This window comes from Vibrio sp. Y58_MX_L22 (assembly GCF_024181865.1).
GTDB classification, from domain to species: domain Bacteria; phylum Pseudomonadota; class Gammaproteobacteria; order Enterobacterales; family Vibrionaceae; genus Vibrio; species Vibrio alginolyticus.
On record NZ_JAMZAN010000003.1, the window covers coordinates 535,403 to 552,600 of the forward strand.

General features: G+C 43.7%; 16 protein-coding genes. 6 read left to right on the forward strand and 10 right to left on the reverse strand.

What is annotated here, in order from left to right:
* Window positions 1–10: 10 nt before the first annotated feature.
* The 4 genes from NL626_RS10175 to NL626_RS10190 form a co-directional block, all read right to left on the reverse strand.
* A complete protein-coding gene (locus tag NL626_RS10175) occupies window positions 11–880 on the reverse strand; it encodes a hypothetical protein (RefSeq protein ID WP_005384146.1) in 870 nt (289 codons plus the stop codon).
* Window positions 881–1,915: 1,035 nt separating this feature from the next.
* The gene (locus NL626_RS10180; RefSeq protein ID WP_085569221.1) at window positions 1,916–2,146 is read right to left on the reverse strand and encodes a hypothetical protein; all 231 of its coding nucleotides are present in this window, start codon (window positions 2,144–2,146) and stop codon (window positions 1,916–1,918) included.
* Window positions 2,147–2,233: 87 nt separating this feature from the next.
* Window positions 2,234–2,788, reverse strand: a complete 555-nt coding sequence (locus NL626_RS10185) for a sugar O-acetyltransferase (protein WP_031780875.1) — start codon at window positions 2,786–2,788, stop codon at window positions 2,234–2,236.
* Between the two features lie 129 nt (window positions 2,789–2,917).
* Window positions 2,918–3,316: an OsmC family protein gene (locus NL626_RS10190; protein ID WP_172563698.1), complete on the reverse strand. Its 399-nt coding sequence runs from the start codon at window positions 3,314–3,316 to the stop codon at window positions 2,918–2,920.
* A 202-nt stretch (window positions 3,317–3,518) separates the two neighbouring features.
* On the opposite strand from NL626_RS10190, the gene msrB reads away from it, so the two are divergent.
* Both msrB and NL626_RS10200 read left to right on the forward strand, forming a co-directional pair.
* Window positions 3,519–4,661: a peptide-methionine (R)-S-oxide reductase MsrB gene (msrB, locus tag NL626_RS10195; protein ID WP_033906259.1), complete on the forward strand. Its 1,143-nt coding sequence runs from the start codon at window positions 3,519–3,521 to the stop codon at window positions 4,659–4,661.
* A gap of 33 nt (window positions 4,662–4,694) precedes the next feature.
* Window positions 4,695–4,841, forward strand: a complete 147-nt coding sequence (locus NL626_RS10200; protein WP_005374142.1) for a DUF2256 domain-containing protein — start codon at window positions 4,695–4,697, stop codon at window positions 4,839–4,841.
* Window positions 4,842–4,902: 61 nt separating this feature from the next.
* Here the strand turns inward: NL626_RS10200 and NL626_RS10205 are convergent, their stop codons facing one another.
* From NL626_RS10205 to NL626_RS10215, 3 genes are read right to left on the reverse strand one after another with little or no spacing between them, the layout of a single operon-like run.
* Window positions 4,903–5,610 carry an SDR family oxidoreductase gene (locus NL626_RS10205; RefSeq protein WP_253657303.1) on the reverse strand — a complete coding sequence of 236 codons (708 nt, stop codon included), beginning with the start codon at window positions 5,608–5,610 and terminating at the stop codon, window positions 4,903–4,905.
* Entirely contained in the window at window positions 5,610–7,154 is a 1,545-nt protein-coding gene (locus tag NL626_RS10210) for a cryptochrome/photolyase family protein (protein ID WP_213911832.1), read from the reverse strand. Before NL626_RS10210 ends, NL626_RS10205 begins: the two co-directional genes overlap by 1 nt.
* Window positions 7,154–8,506 (reverse strand): DASH family cryptochrome, encoded by a 1,353-nt coding sequence (locus NL626_RS10215; RefSeq protein WP_033906257.1) that lies wholly within the window; start codon window positions 8,504–8,506, stop codon window positions 7,154–7,156. Before NL626_RS10215 ends, NL626_RS10210 begins: the two co-directional genes overlap by 1 nt.
* Before the next feature lie 349 nt (window positions 8,507–8,855).
* Here NL626_RS10215 and NL626_RS10220 point away from each other — a divergent pair, with 349 nt between their 5' ends.
* A complete protein-coding gene (locus NL626_RS10220) occupies window positions 8,856–9,869 on the forward strand; it encodes a GGDEF domain-containing protein (RefSeq protein ID WP_047102820.1) in 1,014 nt (337 codons plus the stop codon).
* A gap of 90 nt (window positions 9,870–9,959) precedes the next feature.
* Here the strand turns inward: NL626_RS10220 and NL626_RS10225 are convergent, their stop codons facing one another.
* The gene (locus NL626_RS10225) at window positions 9,960–10,538 is read right to left on the reverse strand and encodes a malate synthase (RefSeq protein ID WP_005374156.1); all 579 of its coding nucleotides are present in this window, start codon (window positions 10,536–10,538) and stop codon (window positions 9,960–9,962) included.
* A gap of 174 nt (window positions 10,539–10,712) precedes the next feature.
* On the opposite strand from NL626_RS10225, the gene NL626_RS10230 reads away from it, so the two are divergent.
* Window positions 10,713–12,269 carry a DUF3612 domain-containing protein gene (locus NL626_RS10230; RefSeq protein WP_005384164.1) on the forward strand — a complete coding sequence of 519 codons (1,557 nt, stop codon included), beginning with the start codon at window positions 10,713–10,715 and terminating at the stop codon, window positions 12,267–12,269.
* A 387-nt stretch (window positions 12,270–12,656) separates the two neighbouring features.
* Here the strand turns inward: NL626_RS10230 and NL626_RS10235 are convergent, their stop codons facing one another.
* Window positions 12,657–14,012 carry a diguanylate cyclase gene (locus NL626_RS10235; protein WP_054865439.1) on the reverse strand — a complete coding sequence of 452 codons (1,356 nt, stop codon included), beginning with the start codon at window positions 14,010–14,012 and terminating at the stop codon, window positions 12,657–12,659.
* 132 nt (window positions 14,013–14,144) lie between these two features.
* On the opposite strand from NL626_RS10235, the gene NL626_RS10240 reads away from it, so the two are divergent.
* On the forward strand, window positions 14,145–14,750 hold the full coding sequence (locus NL626_RS10240) for an alpha-ketoglutarate-dependent dioxygenase AlkB (RefSeq protein WP_104976310.1): 606 nt from the start codon (window positions 14,145–14,147) through the stop codon (window positions 14,748–14,750).
* Between the two features lie 69 nt (window positions 14,751–14,819).
* Window positions 14,820–15,908 carry a DUF3541 domain-containing protein gene (locus NL626_RS10245; protein WP_005384167.1) on the forward strand — a complete coding sequence of 363 codons (1,089 nt, stop codon included), beginning with the start codon at window positions 14,820–14,822 and terminating at the stop codon, window positions 15,906–15,908.
* Between the two features lie 54 nt (window positions 15,909–15,962).
* Here the strand turns inward: NL626_RS10245 and NL626_RS10250 are convergent, their stop codons facing one another.
* On the reverse strand, window positions 15,963–17,171 hold the full coding sequence (locus NL626_RS10250; RefSeq protein WP_017635515.1) for a NupC/NupG family nucleoside CNT transporter: 1,209 nt from the start codon (window positions 17,169–17,171) through the stop codon (window positions 15,963–15,965).
* Window positions 17,172–17,198 lie beyond the last annotated feature (27 nt).

Below are 17,198 nucleotides of genomic sequence, written 5' to 3' on the forward strand. Positions count from 1 at the left end.
TGTAGTTTTCCTAGAAGGAGTAAGTCACTGTCACGATGTAAGACGCTTTCTCTTGGTCCAACAAATCGATGTTGCCCAAGGTGCCTCGCTCTGCATCTTGATAGAAACCCGTTGATGATGCCGCGAGTAGCAATGACCAGCTTTCATCAAACTCGTATGTGCCGTACAACGCCCCCTCATACTGCCAACTGCTTCTGCGCGTACCTTGATAACTGATGCTGTTACCACCTAACGCCGTAATCCCCACTGCGAACGATTCCCACGACTTTTCCGCAACAGCAAACAACGAGTAAGTCCACTCAGTCAGCGAGCGTCCACCCATGGTTTTGTATTCGTGGAAATTTTTTCTCAGTCTTGGCGAAACCGAAAAATCGACGCTCCAAGCTGAAAAAGAGATCGGCACATCTAAACGAACCGCGGTGTGCAGTTCATCTTTACGAGATGTTTCTGAAGTTGGAATGGTGAGCTGACCCGCAACGCCGATTTTCCCTGTATCTCCAAAGCGATATAGGTTCGTGTATTGCAAGCCCAACACCGAATCTGTCGCGTAGGTGCCGACTTCATCTTCTAGGGCACGATAGCCCCCCGTAGAAAAATAGGCTTTTGTGTCGCTCGAAAAGGAATAAACGAGATCGCCTCCCCACGAGAAATTGCGGACAGAACGGTAGTCGTCTTTATCGTAAATGTTTGTATCGTAAGATAGGTAAACGGCCCCACTAAACTTACAAACAATACAGGACGTATCTCCTTCATTTTGTGTAGATTCAGGCGTGCTAGTGCTATCAATTACACTCGTTTCCACCGCGAATGATGGCGCTGAAAACAGCGTACCCAACAACATTGCAAGCGGCGTCATCATCCACTTTGTTGTGTGCTGCATGTTTTGAAACTTCCATGAGAATTAAGTTCATTTGAATAAACTTAAAGACAAACAGATTATTGGGATGAAATTCCATAAAAATTCAGATAATCAACCCCAATAAACCTATCAACCATAAAATTACTCTTATGGTTAAATCCTTATTTAACTTTTTAATACTATTTATCTGAGTATTGTTGCGTTCTACTTTGCTTAAAAACGTACTTTAAAATGACTTTTTATAAATAAAGCCACACACCACAACATTAAAGAAGCAGCAAAGCAACGTCATTAAAACAAAAGTTAAAAGACAATTATTATCAACAACTTAAAATCAACAAAAACAGTTAAAATGAATGAGTAAAAATGTATAAGTTAAAATACAATAAAAATACAAGAACATCATTCCGTTTAATTTTAGTCGTTATTGTATTGAGAGAGTTTAATTTTCAATTTCTAAAATTGGTGGGATACACATAAGAGAAATCATCAAAACCATCCGTTGTTAATAATGAATTTCGCATTTAAAACAAAAGATAGAAACAAGATCAAATTCATGTTTTCTAATATATCCATTCAACCTTTCACAAGTTTGAATAGAAAATCAAACCTTTAGTCAATCTAAAAACAAAAAAACATTCACCAAGTGAATACACAAAAGATAAATCAAAACTAAATAGCACATACGGTCAGCATATTTGTGAATTACTATTCATTAATTATTTTTTTATAAATTAAACGTTAATGTGACCAATTTCACACAATTGCGCTACATACAACATAAAGCAAACGAAATTTAAGTGTTTACTGACCCAAAACGTGTCGATAGAACAGAGTTTAAACATCGAGCTGAAACACGTATTTCCCACCAAAATTTATTATATATAGCAGTGAGTTATCTGTATCCAAGCGGTTAAAATGCGTACTGATGTGACTCATATTTGAGAGAGGAACACAAGAAGAGCAAAAGCACTAAAAGAGGATGATGCGACTTGAATAACCAGTGCTTCAAACCGCACTTATGAACTTATGCAGAGAAAGAAGGACTATCAGTTACTATTGAATGGTTTTATGACCACAGTTTTCGCAGATCAAATGACGTTCAAATTCATCCATAGAGGCAAGGAAGGCGCCGAATACTACACTTTTGAGAAAGCCAGCGATGAACTCTTTCTTTTTGCGATTTTTATCACCTTCAAAACCACTTTTTTTTCTAACTAACACCACGACATGATGCGTTTCTACCCCACATGTAGGGCACATGAGGACTTCTGTCTTGTTCGACATCTTAGACTCCTTGATGAATTATCCCTTTCTGCTGGCATGATTCTCTTACGCCTGTAAAGCGAGTCATCATGCCATCACTATCGATTCTTACTCTTCTTCGTTGAGACGACGAATCAACTTAGCTGGCGTGCCTCCGTATAGACAATCTGGCGGCACATCATGGTTAACGACCGAGTTCGCCGCAATCACCGAGCGAGCGCCAACTGTTACACCTTGGTTGATGACGGAATTTCCGCCAATCCACACATCATCTTCAATCGTGATAGGTTTACAAAACGTTTCCCAACGTCGACGACTTCGGTAATCAACAGAATGAGAAGCGGTATAAAATTGCACGCTCGGTCCAATGAGCACGTGGTTCCCGATGGTAATTTTGGCACCATCGAGCATGACCACGTTCATGTTGATAAAGGTTTCTTCACCTATTTCGATGGTCTTACCAAATTCACAATGAAAAGGGGACTGGACAATACAACGGCCTACCTTGCCAAATAGCTGCTTTTGCAATTCGTCGCGCTGACTTTCGTCGGTGTTATTATTAAGTGCTCTAAGTGCTTGAAGAGCATGGCTTCTAATGGCGTCAATTTCTTTGTCCATGCCATCAAAGACCTGGCCAGACATCATTTTTTCTAGTTCTGTCACTGGAAGACTCCTACAACCTGCAATTACTGCTTTCAGATTCTTCACAAGGTACGTGAATTGCGAAATAAAAAAAGAGAAAAGCCCGGACTTTTCTCTTTCCTGTTTTTATATTTTGTGGAGTCTGTCGGCTTACACAATTTCCCAGCTGTGGGTCATCTCAACACCTTCACCTAGCATTAAGCAAACCGAGCAGTATTTTTCTAGCGAGTCAGCCGCCACTTTTGCTACGACTGCTGGGTCAAGCTCGTCACCTGACACTTCAAAGTGGATATTCACTTGCGTAAAGATACGCGGTGCGGTTTCACGACGCTCTGTGGTTAGCTTGGCATTAACTGACGAAACCTTTTGGCCTGCTGTTTTCAAACCATCAACAACATCGACAGAGCTACAGCCACCAGCAGCCATTAGTACCATTTCCATTGGGCTTGGTGCGGTTGCACCACCATTGCCATCCATCACTACGGAGTGGCCCGACTGAGATTGCCCAAGGAATTTAAAATCTTCTATCCATTTAACTTCAGCTTGCATGATTTACCTCATTTAGCATCGCTTATTCAAGGCATCGTTGCCCTTACTAGCGGTGTGTTTCTTGTCGATACTTTAGCTCTATCGCATAAAAGGGCAACGGAATTTTCAACATTACTGTAATTTTTTCGCTCGGTTACCTTTCTCTATACGTAACACTTTTTATTTAAGTAACACTTTCTACAAAAATAACGATGAGGTAGCTATGAAGAATATGTCTAAGTTATTGGCCGGTTTCTCCTTCGCACTTCCAGTCTTGTTTCTACTATTGAGTAAAACAGGTACCGCCGATACGATGGATAAGCTGAAGGCTTCAGAGAATACAAGAATCGCAACGCTAGCTGGCGGTTGTTTCTGGTGTACAGAATCGGATTTAGAGCAACTGCCCGGCGTAATCGATGTTGTATCAGGTTATTCAGGTGGTCATATTGAAAACCCGACTTACCGCCAAGTCTCTTCTGGTAAATCTGGTCATATTGAAGTGATTGAGGTGGAGTACGATCCTGCTGTCGTGAACTACGAACAAGTGCTGGACTACTTCTTCCGTCATATCGACCCTACCGACGATAAAGGTTCATTTGTTGACCGTGGCCCTCAATACCGTCCAGCGATCTTCTACCATAATGCGGAGCAAAAACAGATTGCTAAGCAGTTTATGATGGAAATCGACAAGGCGATGATCTATCCAAAGCCGTTGAAAACAGAGCTGATCGAGTTTGAAAAGTTTTACCCTGCGGAGTCGTACCATCAGGATTACTACAAGAAGAGTAGCCTAAAGTACAAATACTACCGCTACGCATCAGGTCGCGATAAATACCTCGACGAAGTGTTTGGTGAAGATCGAAAAGAAAGTCCTAAAACACTTCGACAGTTGATTGAAGAAAAAAAGCTGCTTTCGAAAGTGAAAGCGTACAGTAAGCCTGCTCAGTCTGAAATCAAATCAAACTTAACAGAGCTACAGTATTACGTGACGCAAGAAGAAGGCACGGAGCGTCCGTTTGATAATGAATACTGGGACAACAAAGAAGCGGGAATTTATGTTGATATTGTGACCGGTGAACCGCTATTTTCTTCTACTGATAAATACAAATCTGGCACAGGTTGGCCAAGCTTTACTCGACCAATTAACCCGGGTTACATCGTGGAGAAAACCGATTATAAACTACTCTACCCTAGAACGGAGATCCGCAGTAAGTTTGGTGATTCACACCTAGGTCATGTGTTTAAAGATGGTCCGAAGCCGACGGGATTACGCTATTGCATGAACTCTGCTGCGATGAAATTTGTACCTGTGAACAAGATGGCGAGTTTAGGCTACGGCGATTACCTGTACCTATTTGATAAGTAGTTTTAACCAAATTAGGAGTGAACATTCAGCGCGATGAAAGGTTTTAAATCCAACCTTCCCATGAAAGTCTGTCCGGTCTGTCAGCGCCCATTTTCTTGGAGAAAGAAGTGGGCGCGAAATTGGGAGGAAATCGTTTACTGTTCTGAGCGTTGCCGAAGAAATAAATCAACGAAAACGTAGGTCACTCCGACCCTCTCTGGAGTATGTTATTTCCTTTGTATTAGCGTTTGTACGCGTTCTATTACCAAGGTAATAACGTCCCATCATAAGCCCAAAACGCCCCGCTATCTTGCGGGGTTGCTTTTTCTATCAAACCTAATAAATCCTTTGCGACTCGCTCTGGTGTTAACAGCTTTCCCTCTGGCACATTGGTTTGAAAAGGTGCCGACAAAACTGTATCTGTGGTACCTGGGTGAAGTGACAGCACCGTGCCATGCTTGACCATTCTTTGCCATTCGATCGACATGGTTTTAAGAAACATGTTTAATGCGGCTTTCGATGCGCGATAGCTGTACCAACCGCCTAACTGATTATCGCTAATGCTGCCAACTTTGGCCGAAATGGTCGCAAACTTAGGTGCAGTACTGCGTTTTAGCTTGGGCGTGAAGTATTTCGCCAACAGTAAACTTGGCAAAGTATTAACCATGATGGTTTGCTGAAAAAAGTCAGCGTCGAGCGAATTAAGATTCTTCTCAGGGCCTTTCTCTTGGGTGTGCAACATACCAACACAGTTCACTAACCAATCGACATGTTCAATCTGCTCACTGAACGCTTTTACCTGCTCGTCTTGCGATACATCCACTTGATGCCAAACGACATTTGGATGTTGCCAATCTGGTTGCTGCTTACGATAAGTGGCATGCAAGTGCGCTTGAGGGAACCGAGCTGCGGCTTCTTGAACCATCGCCAAACCAATTCCACCATTGCCACCGACGATGAGTATTTCCATCACAAGTTCTCCACGTTTTCTATGTAATGCTCTGCGGTATCGAGTATTGCTTGGCGTTGCTGTTCTTCCATGTTGTCCCAAGAGCGGAAAATCATCCCGATTCGTGGATTGGTTGCGAGACGTTTGTCGTGCTTGTTCATAAAGCGCCAATAAAGACTGTTAAACGGACACGATCCTTCCCCGCTCCTCGCCTTATTGTCGTAATGGCAGCCCTTACAGTAGTCGCTCATCTTGTTGATGTAAGAGCCACTCGCCGCGTAAGGCTTGGTACCAACAATACCGCCATCCGCAAACAATGCCATGCCACGAGTGTTTGGCATTTCTACCCACTCAATTGCATCCACATAGATACCGAGATACCACTCATCCACTTGATCTGGATCTATTTCGGTTAGCAAACAAAAATTACCAGTCACCATTAAACGTTGAATGTGGTGTGCATAGGCATAATCGAGAGACTGCTCAATCGCATTGCGCATACAGGCCATTTTGGTTTCGCCATTCCAAAAGAAGTCTGGCAGCTTTCTTTCTGCGCCCAACTCGTTCTTGTTCGGGTAATTAGGCATATTCGCCCAGTAGACGCCTCGGATGTATTCTCGCCATCCCAAGATTTGGCGAATAAACCCTTCGACTTGAGAAATGTCGATGCCTGCGTTGGAATGAAATGCCTTGAGTGATGCATCAATGACTTCTCTCGGGTGCAGCAATTTGCTGTTGAGCGAGAAGGAAATTCGGCTGTGATACAAGCTCCACTTAGCATCGTGCTGGCCTGTCATGGCGTCTTGAAAACGGCCGAACAACGGCAGACAGACTTGGCAGAAATGCGCGAGTAAAGACAAGCTCTGCGCGCGATTGATCGGCCACAACAAATCTCCTTCAAGATTTCCGATGGTTTCGATGTCATGTTTTGCCAACCGCTCAGTAATATCGCGCACGTCGGTACTGAACATCAACGGTTGTGGCAGTTGTTCAATGTCTTTGGCTTTGAGCTTGTTACGGTTGTTGGCATCGTAATTCCATTTTCCGCCGACGGGTTTTCCGTCTTGCATCAAGATGTCGAAGCGCTTTCGCATCCGGCGGTAGAAGTGCTCCATCATGATGTGTTTGCCTTGAGGAAACTGCGATTCTATTTCCTCAAACGGCAACAAAAAGTGTTCCGAATCGACACAACGTGTCACGACCCCATCAAGCTTTAGTTTGGCTAACTGTTCTAGTAAACGGTATTCATCGGGGCGTTGATATTCAAACTTGCTTGCACCACCTTCGCTCACATAATGTTGCAAAACTTGCTCAAGATCGTCGAAGGATTGTGTGTCATCCAACGTGAGGTGCAGAACTTGGTGACCTTCACTCTGACGCTCTTTCGCAAACTGTTCCATTGCAGAAAAGAACGCACACACTTTCTGAATATGATGCGTGACGTAAGTATTCTCTTGCTTGAGCTCTGCAATCAAATAAAGCACTTGCTCATCCGGTTGCTGAAACCAAGAGTGCTCACTGTTAAGTTGATCGCCCAAGATCAATCGTACGGTTTCAAATTGCATTACGGTTTCTCCGGTGACGAAGCTTTGTCACTGCTGCCCATTACGATAGGCCAATCGACCATGTCTACACTATCCAAATGCGCGCCAGCACAACGACCTTGCCACCTATCAATGAACTCCATGTGCGGATCGTACATTTCGGTTTGCTTTTCGAGGTTGAATTGTCGTGAACCACGCGGATCAGCACCAACGCCTGCTAAGTATTGCCAGTTTCCCCAGTTCGATGCCACATCGTAATCAACCAGTTGTGACTCAAAGTACGCCGCGCCATAACGCCAATCGAGGCCAAGCTCATGCACTAAACAACTGGCGACTAACTGTCTGCCACGATTCGACATATAACCGGTTTCATTAAGCTGGTGCATACACGCGTTCACGATAGGAAATGGCGTTTCACCTTTCTTCCATTGTTGAAAACGGTGCGCATAAAAGCTGGTGAGTGGTGCTTGATTTTGGATGCCACCGAATCGGAACAGCTGTCGCTTGTGTCGACGGGCATACCAATAAAAGTATTCACGCCAAAGCAGTTCGAAGTAAATCCAGTAGGTTGAATCATTTGCACCATTCTCCGCTTCATAACGTTTCAACATGGCATAAATAGTTTTCGGAGAAACGCACCCATGAGCTAGCCAAGGAGAGAACTTGGTGGAGTAATCCATGCCATCTAAACCGTTGCGTGTTTGTTTGTATTCACTGGCTAGTGTGGAAGCAAAATACTGGCGACAATGTTCAAGCCCGCGGCTTTCTCCACCATGAAACGTAGCTTTTGTGTCAAAGTAATATGCAGTAACGGAAGGCAGATTCACACCTAAAGGAATTGGAGGTAACGAACGGATACTCTCGTGGGGCCGAGAGATGTCTAAACTTTCAACTTGCTTTCTAAACTGCGTGAAAGTCGTAGGCAGTTTGCTCAAGTCAAATGGCAGTTGTTCTTCCCTTAACAGGGTCCGGATTGTTTGCTGTTTTATTTTTACATGAGAAGCGCCTTCAACTGCTAGATCTAACGCTTGTTGCTCATCCGAACCGGGAAAGGCTTCAGCATATATATGTGTGACGCCGAAGCGATTAACAGCATACTTGATTGCTTGATCGGGCGTCAGTTCAACTGCCCACAATCGCTGACCAAGGTGATTCAAAGATTGATTGAGTTCACTAAGCGATGCGTCGAGAAACTGCAATTTCGCACGCCCGAAAGAGGCTTCCTGCGCAAAGTGATGCAAGTAAGGCGTCATTGAAGGGTAGCAATACAAGCAAATTAACTCGTCCATTTCTACACTGGCGCTTTTCAACAGTGGGTTGTCGTGCAATCGCAAGTCGTTCGTGAACCAATAAAGTCCTATTTTCTTTTTCAATTCGCACCCTCAGATGTTAATTCTTCGTCTACGAGTTCTTTTCACGGAGACCCTGACGTTAAGCCTTTTGATTTACTTGCTTTTATACGAAAACGAGAGTTTGACGATCATTAGGTTACTAACGTTCACACGGAATCCATTTGCTGGATATCTCAAAACACGCAATACCACCAAATGCCTGTACATGTTTCATACTGATATTTTATAAAATTTGAATCCAACGGTATTGATCACGATCTTAATCACTCATTTTCTATATAAACCATGCAAAAGTGATAAAAATTAAAGCGACATTAGTTAATATCCGTTAATCTAAGCCCAATCCCATTTTGCTAGTACCATCGCAGAAATGACCGACGAGTTTAAGAAATCAACCGCTAATTTAAAAAAAGCGGTCCCACTGATGATCAAAAACCATGTTGCTGCCACGCCAGCCAACTACGCGCTTTGGTATACCTACGTTGACAAGACCATTCCAGAACTCAACTTTGAGTTAGACATGGTGTTAGAAAACTACGGTATTTGCCCGCCAGCAACCAATAAACAGCTTTACAACAACTATGTGGCCAGCAAAGCAGAAACCAGCCTTGAAGATCTTAGAACCAATGTAGAAGTTCTGCTACACGAAGTATCCAGTTCAATGAGCGATACGATTTCAGATACTTCCTCCTTTTCTGAGATGGTAGACAAAAGCTTTAATAAACTGGAAAAAGTTGAGGACAATAGCCTAAGCATCGAAGAAGTGATGGTGGTGATTCGTCAACTTGTCGCAGAGTCACACGAAATTCGTCACTCAACAAAGTTTTTGAATAGCCAATTGACTAACGCGAGTGAAGAAATTTCTCGCCTCAAAAACCAACTGGCTGAAGTACAGCAAGATGCGTTGTTCGATGGTTTGTCAAACCTATACAACCGCCGAGCATTTGACAAAGATCTCTCTTCACTTATCGCATCAAATCAGGCAATGACCTTGATCATGCTTGATATCGATCATTTCAAATCATTTAACGACAATTACGGGCACCTTTTTGGCGATACAGTATTAAAAGCCATTGCCCGCCGGCTACAACAAAGCTGTCGAGATGGGATATGTGCGTACCGTTTTGGTGGTGAAGAATTCGCGTTAATTGTACCGAACAAATCTCTGCGAATTGCTCGCCAATATGCAGACACACTACGCCGCATGATAGAAAAACTGCGTATCAGAGATAAGCGCTCAGGCACACAAGTTCACAGCATTACCGCTTCTTTTGGGGTGGCAGAGTTTGAGCCTGGTGATACGCCTGAAGCCTTAATCAATAAAGCCGATAAACAGCTTTATGAAGCAAAACAACTCGGTCGTAACCGCGTGATGCCAATTTAAATAAACTGGCTAAGCGAAAACGACTTTTATGATGAAAAAGAAAACCCCGCGCTGTAAAGTGCGGGGTTTTTGTATCCAATCATGAGTATCTTAATCGACGCTGTAACAGTAACTTAGAATGTAGTCGTCACCATTTTTTGCGGTATATTCTTTATCTTCACTGCATGCCATCGGCTTACCTTTTTTGTCGCCTTTGATTAGGCTTATCCAATGGCGCATCGCGGTTGGTGCATTGCCAGTTAGTTCAGGATGAAACGTCGTGCGAGTTTCCAATTGAATATCGTCAATGTCCACTAATTCCACGCAACCAGTGCCTTTGTGACAGCCAAACAGCACTTCTACATGATTGCCCGAATCATCTTTAAACAAAATCGACTTTGGATCTTCCTTTTCACCAGTGTACGCCACAAAATGTTTCGGGCTTTTCAGGCCGCTATGCGTACCGTCTTTGAAGTAAGCCAATACATGGCGATAATCAATTACGTAACTTGATACGTCTTGGTGCGACCCGTTCTCCAATGGGAACATGCGGTCAAGCAGTTGCTTCGCTTTTACTTGTTTCTCACTCTGCTGCTCGGCACTTACCGCTTCGACGGCAAATACGGCTTCAGCGATAAATGGGCGTTGTTGTTGTTGCATCTCTTTTTTATCGAAGTTCAGCATATTCATCGTCATATCCTCGCACTTAAAAACTCGTCCTAGAGTAAAAACTTAAATCCTTTATTTAAGTTTCAGGCAATTCTGTGAAGTGGATGGTTAATTTCCTTGCCTGCTCATTATGTAGACTAGCGAAATATTGACTACAATTTCACAACAAAAATTTTACAATGTGAATTTTACAAAATGTCTGTGTCAAAAAGCCTTATTCGTCAGTCTCATTTTCTTGGTACGAAAATTCGTAACCTAAGAAAAAACAACCATTTAACGATGGAAGATTTGTCTGCCCGTTGTGTAAGAATTAATCCAGAGTACGCTCCGTCGGTTTCTTACCTTTCAATGATTGAGCGCGGAAAACGCGTACCGAGTATCGATATGCTCGAAGTGATCGCGGAAGTTTTTCAAAAAGATCCTGCTTGGTTTTTAGATGATGAACCCGAATTAGAAGCCATCACACCCAACAAAGGAAATCGTGGCGGGATTAGTGGCATGGCGTTGGAGCCGAGCTTTCTGTTCTCCAATGATATTCTTCAAATCGCGATACCAGAAATGCTCTCCCAAACAGGTATCACGGGGCGTCAGTTTGCTCATCTCTTGATTCGAGCACACCAAGAAAACCATCAAAACCATTTTCCTGATTTAGAGCGCGCCGCCGAAGAGGTCGGCTTGAAGCGGCTGAATCTATCTGTAGAAGATCTCGTAGACATTGCAAAGAGTATGGGATTGGATATCCGCTGGGTAGATCGAGCGCCACAAGATGTGATTGATGAACTGGGCGTCAGCGCCAAACAGTTGATTACGTCTTTCATGGAGCCACCTGGGACTATTTATCTCAATAAACGAATGCGTGACTATCCAACCCGATTGAAGTATGACTTGGCGGTATATATTGGTCATCGAGTGCTCCATAGCAGCGATGCAATGAATAACGTTTTATCTATCGGGCATCAAAACAATTGGGAGCAAATGGACAGCCCTGTGTCGAACTCTGAACTCAATTCGCAAGATATCCTGCAAGCTTGGCGTGATTTTGAGTCCAGCTTCTTTGCCGGTGCCCTACTCTGCCCCAAAGTACCCTTTCGTCAGTTGCTTGACCGTTCTGGTTACGAGATTGATGTTCACAAAAAGGCGGGGGTTTCTCCTTCCGTTGCAATGCGTCGCATGACGGTGGTCTCGCCTTACCCGCATTGGCACTATTTTGATGCCTATGGCCCCGGCAAGTTAAAAGCAGTGTATCGAGGAAATGGTATTCCATTGCCTTGGGGCAACATGCGCAAAGTAAACGACCCTTGCCAGCACTGGGCGGTATTCCGACGCCTTTCCCAGCCTTTGGATACAAGTTCAGCGCAAATTTCGATTTTAAATGTTGGTGACGAGCCACGTATCTACTGCTGCGAATCGGTCAACGTATTTGATCCTGCGGGGAATAATCGCGTGCTATGTGCCGGTATTGATCTTAACCCTGCCATTTCTGCACAAGGTGGCGATGCCGTTTCCATAGCGGAAGAACTTAAGTCCCTTTGTGTCGCTTCCGGCGGAAGTAGTGTTATTCCTCCCCACATCAAAAAAGACTTAACGACTATCGCTAAGATATTAAACATCAACTGGATAGAGCGCGGGATTCAAACCCAAGCAAGGTTGATCTGCTCCAGAGGGGCGGTTTGTCCAAGACAACCTAGTTGTTACAGCAAGTGCGGAGAAGCTGATGAGACGGGCAACGACGTGAATATCATCGGTCTTTAGAAAGAAAAAACGCCAATCACAATATACGTGATTGGCGGTATATACTTGTGAACAATTTGTATTCACTAACAACGTCAGTTGGCTAGGTGACCCTCGGCTTAATAAGGGTCACTCTAAGTAAAGCACGATGCGTGCCAACTTTTAAAAAGCCGTTTTTTAGTAGATCCAGATGCATATCGTTGCTTTATTAACCATTAATTTCGCAAACTGCATTTGCAAAATGCAATATTATGCAAATATGCCACTTAATGCACTGCTAATAACGACTCTCTCAGCAAAGTGTCTGTGAACATATGAAGTCACATATTCTTGCACCTCAATGATGATGAGATTTCGGGCTCCCAACTTTACCATTCTTCTAACCCCTTATTGAAACTGGGTTCAGGCTCATCCGCCATGCTTTTGTTGATACATTCTCTCATCGGCTATTTTCATCATTTGCTCAGGAGATGACATTTTCGGGTCAAATATCGCGTACCCAATACTGGCTTTCAAATAGATAAGCGTTTCATCGTAGATGACGGGCGTCGAGCATAGCGCTAATCGAAGTTTTTGTAGAAGGGACTGAACATTTTCTTCCGTTCCAGGGTGATGGACTACAACTAAAAACTCATCACCGCCCATTCTGGCCACGATGTCTGATTTACGCAGAGAGCTTTTTACCCTTTCAGCCGTAGCGATTAAAACTTTGTCACCTGCGTCGTGACCATAGGTATCGTTAATGTGTTTAAACCTATCTAGGTCAATATTAATTAAGGCGAAGCTATAACGCTTTTTATAACGTTTCGCTATTTCGAACTGCTGCTTGTAAAACTTCATAAAATAGCGACGGTTTGGTAAATTCGTGAGTTCATCGTGTAAAGCTCTGTCATCTGCAATGGTATACAGTCGATAAATGGCGAACAGCGCGAGGCTAAGTGCGAATATAATGGGATAGCCGATTACTCTAGCTAAATGCAACTGATGCCAAGAGATTTGGCGATCAGCTTTGCCTCCAGAGAAAACCACCATACTCCACCCACCATAAGGAAAATGAACCATCTCTTTTGCATATGCCATGCTATTTACACTTTGCGCGCCAAAGAAAGCATCACCAAATGAGCCACCGCTATCGTAACCACGGATCATTAAAGGGTAACGATACGAGAAATCAATTACGCCGGTTTCTCTCATCAGAGCATCGAAATCAATCACCGCACTGATCACTCCCCAGTAGTCCTGATTCATTGGAGGATCAAGAAAAACAGGCACACGCACGATCAAACCTCGGCCACCTTGAATCAAAGTCACTGGCCCTGCGATGAAAATTTCTTGTACATCCTTGGCTTTTTGCACCTGTACCCACTGCTGTGGCACTGCGCGGTAATCAAGGCCGATTAGGCGCTCATTACCTTGGCGTGGAAATACATGACTAATTACATCATTTTTCGCGATACCGATGATTGTAATATGTTTACTTTTATTTAGGATTCGGTGAGCGGCGATACTCAATTCTTCTTCTTGGTTTTTAGGAAGTAACGTAATGAGTGTCGCTAAAGTACTGGCTTTGTAGATATCCGCCATAAGTACCGCTTCCAAATTGGAACGGAGAATGGAAAGTTGTTCTTTGGCCTCAACTTGAACTCGCTCTTTGTGAAGCTCTTGCTGGTTTCGATTTAACAGCTCGATAACCCCAATACACAAAGCGAAAAAGGTGAGGAAGAACAATGCAAAATAGCATCGTTTTCTGGGTAAATAACGCATTTTCTCCCCACAACTCGTATACAACTACGAGATTTTTTATTTATTGTTAAAATTCTTATTATCACAAGAATAACCAATCATAATCAGAAAGGTAACAGTGATTGACAACTTTTATGTTTTAGGTGTGAGATGATGCATCAACAAGGCGATTTATTTGGCGGCGATCTATGGCAAGAAGTAGAAAGAGGAGAACTTTATTATGATCCTCATTTTCTTAACCATCTTGAGGCGGATAATTACTTTGACCAACTTCGAAAGACACTGCCATGGCACCAAGAACACATTACTATGTTCGGCAAGTCAGTACTTCAACCTCGCTTACAAGCGTGGCACGGTGATACAGCATATACTTACTCAGGCTTAACCATGCAGCCTCACCCTTGGACTCCTGAGTTAACTCAGCTGAAAGTGCGTTGTGAATCAGTTGCTGATGTCACTTTTAATTCTGTTCTCGCTAACTTATATCGACACGGCCAAGACTCAATGGGCTGGCACCAAGATAATGAACCAGAGTTAGGTAGAAACCCTGTTATCGCATCTTTGAACTTAGGTGAAACACGTCGATTTTTGCTTAGAAATTTACATTGTAAAACTGAGATTGAATACGAGCTTTCTCATGGCTCCTTACTGATTATGGCTGGCGAGCTTCAGCATCACTGGAAGCACTGCGTACCAAAAACCGCGAAAACCAAAGATGAACGTATCAACCTGACTTTTAGGCAAATTTTTAACTATTGACTCAGCTTTTACATTCTCAATTAATATTGATGGTAGGTTTAGGTTCAGGACTTCATAGGGAATGGATTTATGCGTATTAAACCTCTTAGCTTAGCGGTCTTACTCTCTTGCTCACTTACCTTTGCTGCTCAGGCATCACAGGAAGAGGTACCGCTTCTCGATAATACTCAATCAGCGCAGTTGATTCGTAGTACCTACGAACAAGAACTGTTCACTTTCCCGGCGTTTAAAGAGGGCCATTTTGGCTTACGCATGTACCGCCAAACATTAGATGAGAAATATCACGCTGCCATTTGGACCGACATGGCACAAGTAGCCAGCCGGTTAAACCAATTTGCTAATGAAGTCGTTGAACCAGAAGACATCATTCTCTATTCATCTCAAAGGCTGACCACGTATCAAGAGAAAGAAACCGAACGAGGTCAGCGACGCTATACCGTGACTAAACACCATCCTGAGTACCTTTATCTTGGTGTGGATTTGCTTGGCGCAATGGCAAGAGCAAACGAATATGGCCTAAAGCATAAACAAGACAAAACGCTGAGAAAAATTATTAGGCGCTACGATTTCTCGCGTTACGTTACGGACAAAGAGATGATAGAGGCATGGGCAGCTCAGCTTGCAAACCAAGTCTACTGGCTTCGTCAGCTAGGAGAGCAAGATGTGGTCGAGGAATTCACTCAAACCTTCCGTGACACCTACCCCGACGATAAAGATAAGATGCTTTCAGCTCAGCAGTATTGGAACAAACTCTATGGTATGACGCACATCATCTTTGCCGATTCACAGTATTATCAGGAGCGAGTAAGCGAGAAGAAACACCAATGGATTTATGATTACTTTCGCAACAATATCGACACTATCCTACTGCGCGCCAAAGAAGACGTGATTGCGGAAGTCGGCATTTCGTTTTTGTTAGCAGGCTTGGACCATGATCCGGTCGTAAAGAAAACCCGCCAAGCCATTCGTCACGCAATCAACGCAGAAAAAGGGATGATTCCGTCTGTCGACGGTAACTTTGATCTCAAGTACGGCGAACACCGTAACGTGCTAGCCATCATGCTGCTCGATTGGAAAGGGGTACATAAAGCGCCAACTTATCAAGAGCACCCAGAGGCTTTTAAATCGATACCTTACGGCTTAATGCCCAAGCCTTAGAAATAAAAAAACCCGCCATTTAGGCGGGTTTTTAGTGTGGATCTTCAATCTAAATTAGAGCGAGATGAAAATGCCCGCTAAACACGCACTCATCAGGTTAGCGAGTGTACCAGCAGCAACCGCTTTTAGGCCTAGACTTGCAACATCTTTGCGGCGCTCAGGTGCCATCACGCCGATAGAGCCCAACTGAATCGCAATTGAGCCAATGTTCGCAAAACCACACAACGCAAAAGTGATAATAATTTGAGTATGCTCAGACAGTGTCGCTTTGTGCTGCACAAAATCGATAAACGCAACAAACTCATTCATCACCACTTTCTGACCAATGTATGAACCCGCAGCTAGGATTTCGTGGCTTGGCACACCAATCAACCACGCTAGAGGTGCAAACAAATAACCAAAAATCGCTTGTAGCGTTACGCCAGAGAAACCAAGTATCTCACCCAAGTTTTCTAGCCCCGTGTTCACCATCGCGATAACACTCACGAAAGCGATAAGCATGGTACCAACAGCAACGGCAACTTTCATACCGCCCATGGCACCGCTTGCTAGCGCATCAATTACGTTGCTTTCTTCTGATTTATCTAGCTCAATATTGTTGTAATCGCTTGGCGTTTGACGCTCAGGAACGATGATTTTTGCCATCATCAAACTACCTGGTGCTGCCATAAAGCTTGCCGCGATCAAGTATTTGAGGTCGACCCCCAAACCAGCATAACCACCAAGCACACTGCCCGCCACTGAAGCCATACCACCAGCCATCACAGCAAACAGTTCAGAGCGAGTCATGTTAGAAAGAAATGGACGAATAAGAAGTGGTGACTCGCCTTGAGATAAGAAAATGTTCCCTGTTGCAACCAAAGACTCTGCTTTACTCGTACCCAAGAACTTCTGGATAGCGCCGCCAATAAATTGAATCACTTTTTGCATAATGCCCAAATAGTAAAGGGCGGAGATAAGAGCACTGAAGAAGATGATGATAGGGAGGACACGAATAGCGAAGATAAAGCCAGAAGAAGCGAGGTCACCAAAGAGGAATTTAATCCCCTCATCAGCAAAGCTGAGTAGCCCCGCGACACCATTACTTAAACTCGCCAGCGCCGCTTGACCCAACGGGAAATAGAGCACCAAAGCAGCAAACCCCATTTGTAGCATCAAGGCGCGAGATACAGTTTTCCAATTGATGGAAGAACGCCCCTCAGAAAGTAGGAAAGCACAACCTAGCAGTGCAACAATACCAAATAGACTAAATAGAACACTCATGAGCTGGACCTACTAAACGTTGAAAAA